The following is a 12,670-nucleotide window of genomic DNA, read 5'->3' as shown; positions in this document are numbered from 1 at the left end:
TGGTAATTCTAATTATATTGTTACTTAATCTCTTTGAGTTATTAACCCTCTTATAACTTTCATGTTGTTAAATACTTTTTCTAAGAAATTCTCTGCCTCTTCATTATCTAGTAATGCTATTTGAGTTTGCTCATCATCTTTTATACCGTTTTGTTCACAGTATTGTTTTGCTATACTTACTAATTCATTTTTATCGCTATCACATAATTCAAATTCTTTATAATCTATAATTATGTATTGCATCGCCTTTTCTAAACTACTTTCGTTGTACCCTATTTCTATATGGTATATCACTGCATATAAATTCTCAGGAGTTTCATCTCCCTTATATACTGGTACTGCTGGATTAGATTTTATATAACTTGTTGATACAGCAATTGCTTTTCCTAAATTAAGACTCATCTATATACCTCTTTCTGTATATTTTAAATTAAGTTTTTACTACATTTTTAAGTCTTTATGTCTCTTACCTAAAGTACTTGGACTTATGTCATATTTTTTAGAGATTTGTGATTGAGTTACTGTTTGTCCATTTTCTTTCTTAATATGATATTCTACTGCTGCTGCCCATCCATTTTCAGAACCTTTTATTTCGCTATTTTTAGCTTTATATTCGTTCCAAAACTCTAAACAGTTTTCTAGTATATCACTTTCAACTTGAGCTTTAAGTAAAGCTGAAACTGAACATTCATTTTCATCAATCATTTCTTTAACTTCTTCTTGTTTTTTAGCTTTAACGTCTTTTTGCTCTTTAAGATATTCAGCTATGTTAGGATCTAGTAATTGTTGAATGTACTTGTAAAGTATATGAGTATGATATATTAAGAAAGTTTTTATATCTTTATATAAATCTTCATATTGGCTAAAGAAATGATTTATATCATTTACTATTACGTCCTTAACAGCATCTGATATACTTACTGTAACATCTAATAATAGATGAGATTCTCCTACTTCAACTATTCTAGCTATTATACAGTCACCTTGATTAAATCCGTTTAATAGGTTTATATCTTCAGTGTATATTTCATCTCCTGTTATAGCATCTTTTAATAAGATTCTATCTTCTAACTTTTCTTTTATAACATACACACTTACATAAGATTCAAATAAGCTTTTTAGTATATCTACTTCTGGCTTAGTTAAACTATTTTTATTTTCTTCAAAAAAGTCTACAGTTATAACTTTTTTATTTTCCATTATATGGTCTTGTATAAAGTATGTATTAAAGAAGCTTTCAAACTTACCATTTACATTTTCATCATCTAATATATAAAACATTTCTTGTGCTTTTTTATACTCTTCTTTAAACTTTGGCTGTCTTGAATATTCATATAGTTTTGAGTACAGTTGTGAATATTGTTTTTGTGAAAGTACAATTTTTCTACTAGCTCTCTCCGACACAACATCTTTATTTAAACAGCATTTTTTATATTTTTTCCCGCTTCCGCATGGGCATAACTCGTTTCTCCCTAACACTGTTACTTTCACTCCTTCATTTCTAAATTTAAATACAATTTATAATTATATCATCTTTCCCTCAATGATTCTACACTATAAAGGTATTTTATTGATTTTAGGCGATTTTTTATTGATTTTCTGTATGATTCCATCTAAAATTGCCTCATTATATTTGTTTTTCGCATCATCTATCATAATTTCATTTACTGAGTTAATTATCTTTTCTACATTTTCTTTTAAATTTAACTCCCTTATTCTTTCCTCCATACTAGTTAGGTAAAATTTTTTTATATTTTCAACTAATTTATTTTCATCATTAATATATATATCTTTTAACTTTATATCGTTTTGAAATTTTTTTATTTCAAGGTATTCATCATCTTCAGATTTTGATAAGAGTTCATCAAAATCTGCTTCATTAATATCCTTATTTATATTTTTAAATTCTTTTATTAAAATGTAATTGTTGTATCCCAACAAATGCCCTTTTAAATATGAATACAATATAACTTTTTTCCTATCCGTCTTTATTAAATCATAAACATCTTTAGATATTTTCTCTATGTTATGTATGTCTTTACACTTTTCATTAATTACTTGACTAAATTCATCCATTATATTTAATGTCCAAATATGTATGCTTATCTTTTCTATATCTACACCATAAAACTTTTTACATATGTAAGTATACTTTGTGTTTCCATTTTTAAGAAAATCATATTCTATATCATTTATATAATTGTTTAAAAAAAGTATATTATTATCCATTGGAGTCCCCCTTAAGAATTTGTAGAATATTCTTATATATTAAATATTCTACACAAAACATAGGAAAACCTTTTATATCACTTTTACTTTAAATTTGCAATCTATAATATTTTCATCCATTTTTGTTATATTTATACTATTTACACTTATTTTTTTCTTTGATTTATTTATGCTTTCAATACTTTTATATATTAAATTTCTATCTCCATTTATTTCACCTTCTAGCTCTATTTCATTATTACTATTTAAATCTGTCTTGATATATTTTATTGTAGCTATATCTTTAAATTGTTTCTGCAAACTTATGACCACATCTTCCCTATATCTATTTTTAAATTTTTCTTCTTTTTCATTTTCTAACTTTTTTATAACCTTAATTTGATTAGATAACAATTTTTCTTTTTTATCTAATTTTAAATATACAAAATTAAAGTTCAAGACTAAGAATAATACTAAAAAAATACTTATATTTATTTTATTTTTATTTATTTTCATTATTAACTCCTAAAAGCTACTTATTTCAAATTCATATATGTTTTCATTGTTATTTATAAAATCTATATTAGTTTCTTTTGTATTTGCTATTTTCTTAACTATATCTAAGTAATTTTTTATTTTTTCAAAGTCATTGGCTTCACCTTTAAATTTTAATTTTTTATTTTTCATTTCTACACTTTTCAACTCACTAGCATCCATTAAATTCAGTATACTAGATAGTTTTGATGTGGTTTGTTTTATATTTGAAGTTTCTTTATTTTGTTCAGTACAATTTAAAACAGATTTTCTTTCTGTCACGTTTTCTTCTAACTTTTGAATTTTATAAAATTTATTTAAATTGATTACAATTGTAAATACTATAATGCTAATTAGTATTAATTTTTCTTTATCTATTTCTTTATTATAAAATTTCTCATCTTCGTAAAAAAAGTTTAATATTTTTTCATTTTTCATAACTATATCAATCCTATATTATTAATAAAATTATTTAATTCATCTTGTTTTGCATCTTTTAAAAAAAGTTTATTTAGCTTAAACTTTGTATTTAAATTTTTTATAAGTTCACAGTTTTGAAACCCGTAGTAATATATTTTCCCATAATTATTTTCAATTTCATTATTCAAAAACTCATATACATCCATATTATTTAACGTGTATGAGTTTATAATAAGTTTATTTTTTATTAAATTTACATTGGTGTATTGTCTTCCTATATCTAAAATCAAATTATTTTCTCCTTCTATTTCAACATCTTCGTTATATATAAGTCTATTTAATATATCAAAATTAACACTTAAGCTTATAGGCTTAAATTTTAATGATTTAGCTAATTCTCTATAGCTTTTCATAAGGGATATTGGCATAAGTATAGCCTGTACATCTAGGTAATCTTCTTCTTGCTTTAATATGTTGTACTTTAGTATATAATCTTTAATATTTATAGGCAGATATTCACTTAACTCATATGCTATAAGCCCCTTTATATCACCCTTGTACCCAGTGTTTATTACTTTAACATTCCTATTTATTATACTTTCATTTTGAACTGCAAAAGATATTCTTCTACATGGTATTTTAAAATTATTTAATTCATTTTTTATTATTTTACTTAACTTGTTGATATCTAAAATCAATCCATTTCGGTCTATTTGATTAAACTCAAAAGTTTTCATATTTATAAATTTAACATAGCCAAAATACTTTTCTATAACAAGCATTTTAATTGTATTTTCTTTTATCTCTAAAGTTAATGTTTTTATTTTTATCACCTCTATACTTTATTCTTGTTCGTTTTTAGGATAAAAAGTTTGTCCGTCTACTTTCACCTTTATATCTTCATTTTCTGTATATACTTTAAAGTTTTTATCTTTTTGGCTTTGAACTTTGGGCTTACCTTCTAAATAATTATTTTCAACTAAATAATCTATACTAATTTCATCTTCAGATACATCACTATTAATCGCTATTTTTGCAGCTGTAGCTATATTGTTAGCCGTAACGTAATCTGCATTTATCTTACTGTTTTTTTCAACATCACCAAACTTGACTAATGCAATGCTTGATAGTACTCCAAGTATTGCAACTACAATTACAAGTTCTATTAATGTGAACCCTCTTCTTTTTTTCATAATTATCTTCTTATCTATTTTCATTTTACTTCTCCTTTTATTTATTTTTATTCAAATGAAGTTACTGCATCAAATACAGGCGTCATTATAAAAACTAGTAAAGTTCCTATAACTAATCCTAAAACTAAAACAATAATAGGTTCTATTAGTTTAATTATTTTACTAGTTAAATTGTCTAAATTATTTTCATAATTTGTATTTATATTTCGTAGGCAATGTTCCATTTTACCTGTTTCTTCACCTACTTCTATCATAGATATAACTATTTTAGGAAATACTTGTGACTTATCTAATGAGAATGCTATGCTGTTTCCTTTTTGAATTAAGCTTTTTGATATATTTAGTTTTTGTGCCATATATTTGTTACTTATTACATCACAAGATATATCTAGGGCCTTTGTAATTTGTACTCCACTACTTATCAATATGTATATACACCTTATGAATTTATTTACTTCTATAGTTTGAATAATATTTCTAGTTAATTTAAATTCAAATAGCTTCTTATCAAAATACATCCTAACTTTATATTCTTTTTTAAACATGTAAATTAGAAGTCCTATAATAGCACCTACTATTAAAAAAATTATTTTATAATGATTTCTTAAGTTCATAGAAAAATTTATTAAAATCTTAGTGGTTAGAGGCAAGTTACTTTCACTTCCAATAAATGATTGTTGAAATTTAGGGACAGTATATATTAATGTAAACAAAATTACACATATACATGTAAGAATTAATGCTATAGGATATACCATAGCCAAGATTAGTTTTCTTTTAAATTCATATTCTTTTTTATAATAATCAGATAGATTCATTAAGATTTCATCTAATTTACCACTTACTTCGCCTGCTTTAACCATATTTATAAAAAACTTGGAAAACTTAGCTGAATTTTTAAATGACAATGATATAGGGTTTCCTTTTTGAAGATTATAATTTATACTTTTTAGAATTGGTTTTAATTTTTTACTGCAATTTAATTGAATTGTATTTAGAGAATGTGTAATTTCACATCCAGATGAAATCAACATCCCTAATTGATTACATAAAACAGATAGGTCTTTGTCTCTTAAATTTTTGTTATTTTTATTTTTTATCAATTTTATATTTGCTATTTTCAAATTTTTTTCTATTGCATATACTTTTAATTCTTTTTCTGAATCAAAACTTAATTTTTTCCTTGATCTGTTTCCATGCTTATCATATACTATACACTCATATAGAGACATTTGCTTCACCTCTATTTAATATGACTCTAGCACTTATAATTTCTTCTATTGTTGTTATGTTTTCATTAATTAAATATGAGCAACTATCTAAAAATGTAATCATATTATTTAATCTAGCAGTATTATAAATATCTTCTATGTTCTCTTGACTCATTATCGCTCTTCTAATATCTTTATCCACTTCTACTATTTCATACAATGCTACTCTTCCTTTATATCCAGTACCATTGCAAGCTCTACACCCCTTAGCCTTTTTAACTTTTATATCCTTATGTAATTTTAGATATTTAGATATATTTGTTTCTATAGTTTCTCCATAACTGCAATTTTTACATACACGCCTGATTAATTTTTGAGATATTATACCGTTTAATGTTGATGCAATTAAATACCTCGGTATACCCATATCTAGCAATCTATTTACTGACTCAATCGCATTATTAGTATGCATTGTACTTATTACTAAGTGACCTGTAGAAGCAGCTCTAATAGCTATTTGAGCAGTTTCTTTATCTCTTATCTCTCCTACCATTATTACATCTGGATCTTGTCTTAATATCGACCTTAATCCTTTTGAAAAAGTTAATCCTATTTTTGTATTTACCTGAGTCTGATTTATACCTTCTATCTTGTACTCAACTGGATCTTCTATTGTTACTATATTTTTATCCATAAATTTAAAATCATTTAATATTGAATATAAAGTTGTTGTTTTACCACTTCCAGTAGGCCCTGTTATAAGCAATATACCGCTCATCCTATTAACTATATTTCTAATCTTGTTTACAGCAATATTTGAAAATCCAATTTCTGATTTATTCTTTAGAAATTTATTTCTATTTAATATTCGAATAACTACTTTTTCTCCATGCACAGTAGGTATAGTAGATAATCTAAGATCTAATATATTTTCATTAATTTTTTTATCTATACGCCCATCTTGAGGCAATCTTTTTTCAGCTATATCTAATCCCGCAATTAATTTTATAACTGTAACTAATTGCATATGCATATCTTTTGAGTAGTTATAAATTTCTTTTAAGTTCCCATCTATTCTCATTCTAATTTTTAGAGTATCCTCAAATGGCTCTATATGTATATCACTTGAATTAAAATTTAACGCTTTACATAGCATCTCATTTAATACACTTTGGTAATAGTCATCATTATTTATATCACAATCTGAATAATATACTTTTATAGCTTCTTTTATTTTCAATTCATCTTCTAGTTTAAAAACTATATTTTTTCTAGTTGCCAATCTAAAATCTTGCAATGCATAAATATTTTCTTTGTTTATAGCTACTACCAAATCATTTTCTCTTATTTCAATCGGTATTGCATTATACTTTATAGCTAAATTTTTTCTTATTGTAGATGGTGCTTTTTTATCTAATACTAAAATTTATCTCATTCTCCTTTCACTTGTTTATATTATTTTAAAGTTAGTATATAGACTCTTAAGTGTTCCAATAATCTATATACTAACTTTACCTACAATTATTAACATATAGGATTTATTCATACATTCAAATACTTCTATTTATATAAATAAAATTATATAAATAATTAACTTAAGCATAAAAAAGAGCCTAATAAGGCTCTCTTTTTGTTTTATTTATATTCTAAAATTCTATCTATTATTATATCTTTTAATTTATTTACTTCTGAGAAATTCATATTAGGAACATAATACTCTTCTAATAAGTCATGTTGTTGTTTTGCTCTTTTAATATTTAACAATCCATATTCAACTAAATCATTTAAAACTTTATTACTATAACTTAACTCATCTTCATACTTATCATGTTTTTTAGTATCCATATAACTATTTAAATCTAAAGTTTCTAAGTTTTTATCTTTAAATAATTTGCTAGTTGTTATAGCTAAGTCTAAATCTTTAATTAAAATAGTTTCTATTTTTTCTGGTAATAGTGGAGCATGGAATATTTCTACCTCTAAACCATTTTCTGTAGCTTTATTTGCAACTTTATCTAGTAAAGTTGATTTCCCCGTACCTAAATCTCCTTCTAGGTAGTAAATTTTATTTACATCTTTCAGAATCGTATCTGTATATTCTACATGACCTAAAGGAGATAATGCACTTCCAAATAAATGTATTTGTTCTTTATATTCACCATTAGGAATTACATTTTCAAATATTGATTGAAGTAAATTTGCAGTTAACAAGTTTACTTTCCCAAAGTCCATACAATCTACATTTTTAGATTGTATTTCGTAAGCTATCGGAGCCGCTGCTTCAAAATATTTAAATCCAACTTGGAAGAATCTACTTACCTCTTTATTACACTCAATAGAGTCTTTTTTATTCAATTCAATAGCTTTTCTATCCCAATATCTTCCTAAATCTAAAATTTCATCTATAGCTCCTGGATTTTTAGGATCTACAATATGAGGAGCTGTTGCATCTAGCATAACAACACCTAGTTTTTTTATAACTATAACATCTAATGAATCTGGATCAGAAGAACATGGGTATAAGTCTACATCGTATCCTTTAGAAATCATCTCTTGTGCAACTTTTTTCATTAATGATGATTTCCCTACTCCAGGTCCTCCCTTCATACAAAAGATTCTGTTTACATCTTTAGGAATTGCATAATCAAAAAATGATTTAAATCCTTTTGATGTATTTCCACCTGGAAACATTTTTCTTACTTTACCATCCATTGTAAACTTCCCTCCAAATAAAAATTTATTGCCTTTATTAAATTATTAAACTTCTATATTATTTGTGTTTGTCCAAAAATTTATTAACATAAAAATACATTCCATTTAAATGTCTGTATGTAGCAGGCATCATGCTTAGCCAGAACTTAGTAAAATACTAAAAAAGTTTTTAAAATATAAAAAAGCAACTAAACTCAATGAGTTTAGTTGCTTTAAATTAATCAACTCTTATTTCATAGCCTTTGTGTGTATATTGTTTTATAACCTCTGCCCATAATTCTTCAACACCTGTTTTCTTAAGTGCAGATATAGGGAAGATTTTATCTTCTTTTGATAACTCTAATTTTTTTCTAATTATATTAAAATGTTTTTGATATTGTCCTCTAGATATTTTATCTGCTTTAGTTGCAACTATTACACAATCATATCCAAAGTGTTTTATCCAGTCATACATCATCTTATCTTCATTTGAAGGTTCATGTCTTATATCTACAAGTAGGCAAATAGCACATAGCTCTTCTCTTTCTTGTAAATATCTTTCCATTATAACTCCCCATTTTTCTTTTTCAGATTTAGATAGCTTTGCATATCCGTATCCTGGTAAGTCTACAAAGTAAAACTCTTCATTTATTAGGTAGAAATTTATAGTTCTAGTCTTTCCTGGTGTTTGACTTGTTCTTGCAAAATTTCTTCTGTTTAATAAAGTATTTACTGTCGATGATTTTCCAACATTAGATCTTCCAACTAATGCAATTTCTGGTATACCTTCTTCTGGGTATTGACTTTTGTTAACTGCGCTCATTGTAATTTCAGCACTTCTAATTTTCATTTTTTTCACCGTTCCTTAATAATGCATGTTCTAATACTTCGTCCATATGGCTTACTAAAACAAATTCCATTTCATCTTTTACCTTTTGAGGTATTTCATCTAAGTCTGCTTCACATTCTTGCGGTAATAAAACTTTAGTTATACCCGCTCTATGTGCTGCAAGAAGTTTTTCTTTAACTCCTCCAACAGCTAGGACTCTACCTCTTAAAGTTATCTCTCCTGTCATAGCAACATTGTTTCTAACTGGTATGTTAGTTAATGCTGATATAACTCCTAGAGCCATAGTTATACCTGCAGACGGTCCATCCTTAGGTACTGCTCCTTCTGGTAAATGTATGTGTATATCATTTTCTTTATAGAAGTTTGGATTTATATCAAATCTGTCTGCTATAGATCTTATATAAGATATACCAGTTTGAGCAGATTCCTTCATTACATCTCCTAGCTTTCCTGTTAAAACTATTTGACCTTTTCCTTTTAACACATTTACTTCTGTTGTTAAAGTTTCTCCTCCAACAGCTGTCCATGCTAGTCCTGTAACAACTCCAACCTCTGGCTCTTTACCTGCAACTTGATGTCTTACTTTTTGTTTTCCTAAGTAGTCTTCTAAATTATCTTTATTTACTACTATCTCTTCTATAGATTCATCTTCTACATATTTTCTAGCAGCTTTTCTACATATTGTTCCAAGAGTTCTCTCTAAACCTCTAACTCCTGCTTCTCTTGTATAGCTACTTATTATTTCAAGCATAGTTTCATCATCTATTTTTATAAACTCTTCTTTTAAAGCATGTTCTTTTATTTGTTTTGGTAATAAATATTTTTTAGCTATATTTAATTTTTCTTCTTCAATATAACCTGATATCTCTATTATTTCCATTCTATCAAGTAATGGTCTTGGTATAGTACTTAATGTATTTGCAGTTGTAACAAATAGTATTTTAGATAAATCAAAAGGAACTTCTAAGTAGTGATCCACAAAGTCTTTGTTTTGCTCTGGATCTAAAACCTCTAGCATAGCTGCTGCTGGATCTCCTTTAAAGTCTGATGACATCTTATCTATTTCATCTAATAAGAATACAGGATTTTTAGTTTTTGCTTCTTTTAATCCATTAACTATTCTTCCTGGAAGAGCTCCTACATAAGTTCTTCTATGTCCTCTTATTTCGGCTTCATCCCTAACTCCACCTAAAGAAATTCTAACGAATTTTCTATCTAGTGAATTTGCTATAGATTTAGCTATAGATGTTTTACCAACACCTGGAGGTCCAACTAAACATAATATAGGCCCTTTTAGACTCTTTGATAATTGTCTAATTGCTAAGTATTCTATTATTCTTTCTTTTACTTTATCTAAACCATAATGTTCTTCATTTAATATTTCTTCAGCTCTTTTTATATCTAACTTATCTTTAGTTTCTTTATTCCAAGGTAGTGAGAATATAGTATCTAAGTAAGTTCTACTTACAGCTAAATCAGGAGCCATAGGAGAAATTTTAGAGAACTTATCTATTTCTTTTGATATCTTTTCTTTAGTTTCTTTAGAAGCTTTCATCTTATGAAGTTTTTTTCTATATTCATCTGTTTCAGAATCTATATCTTCATCTTCTCCTAATTCTTTTTGTATAGCTTTTAGCTGTTCTCTAAGATAATATTCTTTTTGAACTTTGTTCATACTTTTCTTTACTTTTAAAGCTATTTTCTTTTCTATTTTTAATAACTCAATTTCTTCTAATAATGTTCTTAGAATTAATTCTAGTCTAGCTTGAATATCAAATTCATCTAATATTGCTTGTTTTTGATCTGGTTTTAAGAACATATTTGCAGCTATTGTATCTACAAATCTATTTTCATTATCCATTTCAGCTAGATTTATAAGAATTTCTGGTGAAACTCTATTACTTATATTTATATACTCTTCAAAAGCATCAAATACATTTCTAACAGTTGCTTGTACCTCTTTATCTTCATTTATGCTTTCAACATCATAAACAGCTTCTTCTATAGCAACTTTTATATACGGTTCGTCTTGCACAAACTCTGTTATAGTTCCTCTAGATATACCTTCAACTAGTACTCTAACCCCTTCTCCTGGTAATTTTACCAGTTGTTTTACTTTACATATAGTACCCGTATGATAATAGTCATCCTCTGTAGGTATATCTATTGATGAATCTTTTTGAGCTGTTAAGAATATCATTTCATCATCAGCCATAGCTTCATCTAATGCCTTTAGAGAAATTTCTCTACCTACATCAAAGCTTAGTATCATATATGGGAATATAGCCAATCCTCTTAGCGGGATTAACGGTAATTCACGTTCTATTATAGTATAATTTTTATCCATGCTAACATCACTCCTTCCAAATGCTAGATTGCGTCACTTTATTTATTATATATTTACATAATTGAATTTTCAACAACATTAGCTATTTCTTAATCATTTCCATCCATTTATTACTATTATGTTATAATAATATTACTTATATACCAAATTTTAATGTGGAGGATTTTATGTTTAAACTTTTCTTAACATTTTTAAAAATAGGTGCATTTACCTTTGGTGGTGGTTATGCTATGGTTCCTTTGATAGAAGATGAGCTTGTCACAAAGCAAAATCTATTAACTCAACAAGAGTTTATTGACTATCTATCTATCGCCCAAAGCTATCCAGGTGTATTAGGCGCAAACATCTCTATTTTATTAGGTTACAGGCTTTATAAAATTCCAGGTGTTTTAGTTTGTACATTAGGTTCAATACTTCCATCATTTTGTATAGTATTAGTATTATCATATTTTTATTTCAACAACCAAAGCTCAGATATTTTAAATGGGTTCTTTTCTGGAGTAAATCCAGTCGTTATAGCTTTAATACTTTACTCATTTGTAAATATGTTTAATAAATTACCCAAATCTAAGAAAAATATATCATTTTTAATTATATCATTCTTTTGTGTAGGTGTATTTAATATCAGTCCAATATATTTAATAATATTAGGAGGTGTTTACGCTCTATGTCAAAAGTCTTAATGTTATTCCTAATATTCTTTAAAATAGGTAGTTTTAGTTTTGGTGGAGGCTATGCTATGCTTCCATTTATTCAACAAGAATTTATAGATAAATACCACTTTATTACAAACAAAGAATTTTTAGATTTATTGGCATTATCCCAATCTACTCCAGGTCCTATCGCTATAAATAGTGCTACCTTTATAGGATTTAAAGCAGGCGGTTTTTGGGGATCTTTAGCTTCAAGTATTGGTGTTGTATTATTTTCAGTAATAGGTCTTACAATAATTGCAAGCCTATTTGATAAATTTAAAGATAATGAAAAAGTTGAAAAAATTCTTTCTGTTTTACGTCCAATAACCTTAGGTTTTATATTATCGGCAGTATTTTCGTCTGCTACAGGAATAACCTGGGGACTTTATGATATTATAGCTTTTATATCAGCATTTTACTTATTATACACAAAAAAAGTTGGCTCAATAGCCATCGTGTTTATATATGGATGCATAGGTATTTTATTATCTTTTTTTTAAAATAAAAAGGAGCTTAATTAG

At 26.4% G+C, this 12,670-nt stretch carries 14 protein-coding genes; 2 read left to right on the top strand and 12 right to left on the bottom strand.

Annotation, left to right across the window (positions count from 1 at the left end; all coding sequences use genetic code 11):
- Positions 1 to 24 precede the first annotated feature (24 nt).
- From KXZ80_RS01610 to lon, 12 genes are all read right to left on the bottom strand, one after another.
- A complete protein-coding gene (locus KXZ80_RS01610) occupies positions 25 to 402 on the bottom strand; it encodes a hypothetical protein (protein ID WP_021434128.1) in 378 nt (125 codons plus the stop codon).
- Between the two features lie 39 nt (positions 403 to 441).
- A complete protein-coding gene (locus KXZ80_RS01605; RefSeq protein WP_021434129.1) occupies positions 442 to 1,479 on the bottom strand; it encodes an SEC-C domain-containing protein in 1,038 nt (345 codons plus the stop codon).
- 75 nt (positions 1,480 to 1,554) lie between these two features.
- On the bottom strand, positions 1,555 to 2,229 hold the full coding sequence (locus KXZ80_RS01600; protein WP_021434130.1) for a hypothetical protein: 675 nt from the start codon (positions 2,227 to 2,229) through the stop codon (positions 1,555 to 1,557).
- Positions 2,230 to 2,301: 72 nt separating this feature from the next.
- Positions 2,302 to 2,724, bottom strand: coding sequence for a hypothetical protein (locus tag KXZ80_RS01595; RefSeq protein WP_021434131.1), 423 nt, complete (start codon positions 2,722 to 2,724; stop codon positions 2,302 to 2,304).
- Positions 2,725 to 2,733: 9 nt separating this feature from the next.
- Positions 2,734 to 3,180, bottom strand: coding sequence for a hypothetical protein (locus KXZ80_RS01590; RefSeq protein ID WP_021434132.1), 447 nt, complete (start codon positions 3,178 to 3,180; stop codon positions 2,734 to 2,736).
- A gap of 2 nt (positions 3,181 to 3,182) precedes the next feature.
- Complete coding sequence (locus tag KXZ80_RS01585) at positions 3,183 to 3,995, bottom strand: type IV pilus biogenesis protein PilM (protein ID WP_021434133.1); 813 nt, start codon at positions 3,993 to 3,995, stop codon at positions 3,183 to 3,185.
- A gap of 9 nt (positions 3,996 to 4,004) precedes the next feature.
- Positions 4,005 to 4,379 (bottom strand): prepilin-type N-terminal cleavage/methylation domain-containing protein, encoded by a 375-nt coding sequence (locus KXZ80_RS01580; RefSeq protein WP_021434134.1) that lies wholly within the window; start codon positions 4,377 to 4,379, stop codon positions 4,005 to 4,007.
- Between the two features lie 23 nt (positions 4,380 to 4,402).
- Positions 4,403 to 5,587: a type II secretion system F family protein gene (locus KXZ80_RS01575; RefSeq protein ID WP_021434135.1), complete on the bottom strand. Its 1,185-nt coding sequence runs from the start codon at positions 5,585 to 5,587 to the stop codon at positions 4,403 to 4,405.
- Positions 5,574 to 6,899 carry a GspE/PulE family protein gene (locus KXZ80_RS01570; protein ID WP_021434136.1) on the bottom strand — a complete coding sequence of 442 codons (1,326 nt, stop codon included), beginning with the start codon at positions 6,897 to 6,899 and terminating at the stop codon, positions 5,574 to 5,576. The genes KXZ80_RS01575 and KXZ80_RS01570 overlap by 14 nt, the downstream gene beginning before the upstream one ends.
- A 302-nt stretch (positions 6,900 to 7,201) precedes the next feature.
- Positions 7,202 to 8,278: an ATPase gene (locus KXZ80_RS01565; RefSeq protein WP_021434137.1), complete on the bottom strand. Its 1,077-nt coding sequence runs from the start codon at positions 8,276 to 8,278 to the stop codon at positions 7,202 to 7,204.
- A gap of 217 nt (positions 8,279 to 8,495) precedes the next feature.
- Positions 8,496 to 9,107, bottom strand: coding sequence for a ribosome biogenesis GTP-binding protein YihA/YsxC (gene yihA, locus KXZ80_RS01560; protein WP_021434138.1), 612 nt, complete (start codon positions 9,105 to 9,107; stop codon positions 8,496 to 8,498).
- Entirely contained in the window at positions 9,097 to 11,454 is a 2,358-nt protein-coding gene (gene lon, locus KXZ80_RS01555; RefSeq protein WP_021430256.1) for an endopeptidase La, read from the bottom strand. The genes yihA and lon overlap by 11 nt, the downstream gene beginning before the upstream one ends.
- Positions 11,455 to 11,621: 167 nt before the next feature.
- On the opposite strand from lon, the gene KXZ80_RS01550 reads away from it, so the two are divergent.
- Together KXZ80_RS01550 and KXZ80_RS01545 are read left to right on the top strand one after the other, a co-directional pair.
- The gene (locus KXZ80_RS01550; protein WP_021430250.1) at positions 11,622 to 12,137 is read left to right on the top strand and encodes a chromate transporter; all 516 of its coding nucleotides are present in this window, start codon (positions 11,622 to 11,624) and stop codon (positions 12,135 to 12,137) included.
- On the top strand, positions 12,122 to 12,649 hold the full coding sequence (locus KXZ80_RS01545) for a chromate transporter (RefSeq protein WP_021434139.1): 528 nt from the start codon (positions 12,122 to 12,124) through the stop codon (positions 12,647 to 12,649). The genes KXZ80_RS01550 and KXZ80_RS01545 overlap by 16 nt, the downstream gene beginning before the upstream one ends.
- The last annotated feature ends 21 nt before the right edge of the window (positions 12,650 to 12,670 follow it).

It is taken from the genome of Paraclostridium bifermentans (assembly GCF_019916025.1).
Classification (GTDB): Bacteria; Bacillota; Clostridia; order Peptostreptococcales; family Peptostreptococcaceae; genus Paraclostridium; species Paraclostridium bifermentans.
Note: the sequence above shows the minus strand (reverse complement) of the source record. Positions and strands in the feature narration are given on the sequence as shown.

Excerpts from the sequence above, each read along its gene's own strand:
- KXZ80_RS01590 (WP_021434132.1), bottom strand. The coding sequence starts at position 3,180 with ATGAAAAATGAAAAAATATTAAACTTTTTTTACGAAGATGAGAAATTT.
- KXZ80_RS01595 (WP_021434131.1), bottom strand. The coding sequence starts at position 2,724 with ATGAAAATAAATAAAAATAAAATAAATATAAGTATTTTTTTAGTATTA.
- KXZ80_RS01545 (WP_021434139.1), top strand. The coding sequence starts at position 12,122 with ATGTCAAAAGTCTTAATGTTATTCCTAATATTCTTTAAAATAGGTAGT.
- KXZ80_RS01550 (WP_021430250.1), top strand. The coding sequence starts at position 11,622 with ATGTTTAAACTTTTCTTAACATTTTTAAAAATAGGTGCATTTACCTTT.
- yihA (WP_021434138.1), bottom strand. The coding sequence starts at position 9,107 with ATGAAAATTAGAAGTGCTGAAATTACAATGAGCGCAGTTAACAAAAGT.
- KXZ80_RS01565 (WP_021434137.1), bottom strand. The coding sequence starts at position 8,278 with ATGGATGGTAAAGTAAGAAAAATGTTTCCAGGTGGAAATACATCAAAA.
- KXZ80_RS01575 (WP_021434135.1), bottom strand. The coding sequence starts at position 5,587 with ATGTCTCTATATGAGTGTATAGTATATGATAAGCATGGAAACAGATCA.
- KXZ80_RS01580 (WP_021434134.1), bottom strand. The coding sequence starts at position 4,379 with ATGAAAATAGATAAGAAGATAATTATGAAAAAAAGAAGAGGGTTCACA.
- KXZ80_RS01610 (WP_021434128.1), bottom strand. The coding sequence starts at position 402 with ATGAGTCTTAATTTAGGAAAAGCAATTGCTGTATCAACAAGTTATATA.
- KXZ80_RS01600 (WP_021434130.1), bottom strand. The coding sequence starts at position 2,229 with ATGGATAATAATATACTTTTTTTAAACAATTATATAAATGATATAGAA.
- lon (WP_021430256.1), bottom strand. The coding sequence starts at position 11,454 with ATGGATAAAAATTATACTATAATAGAACGTGAATTACCGTTAATCCCG.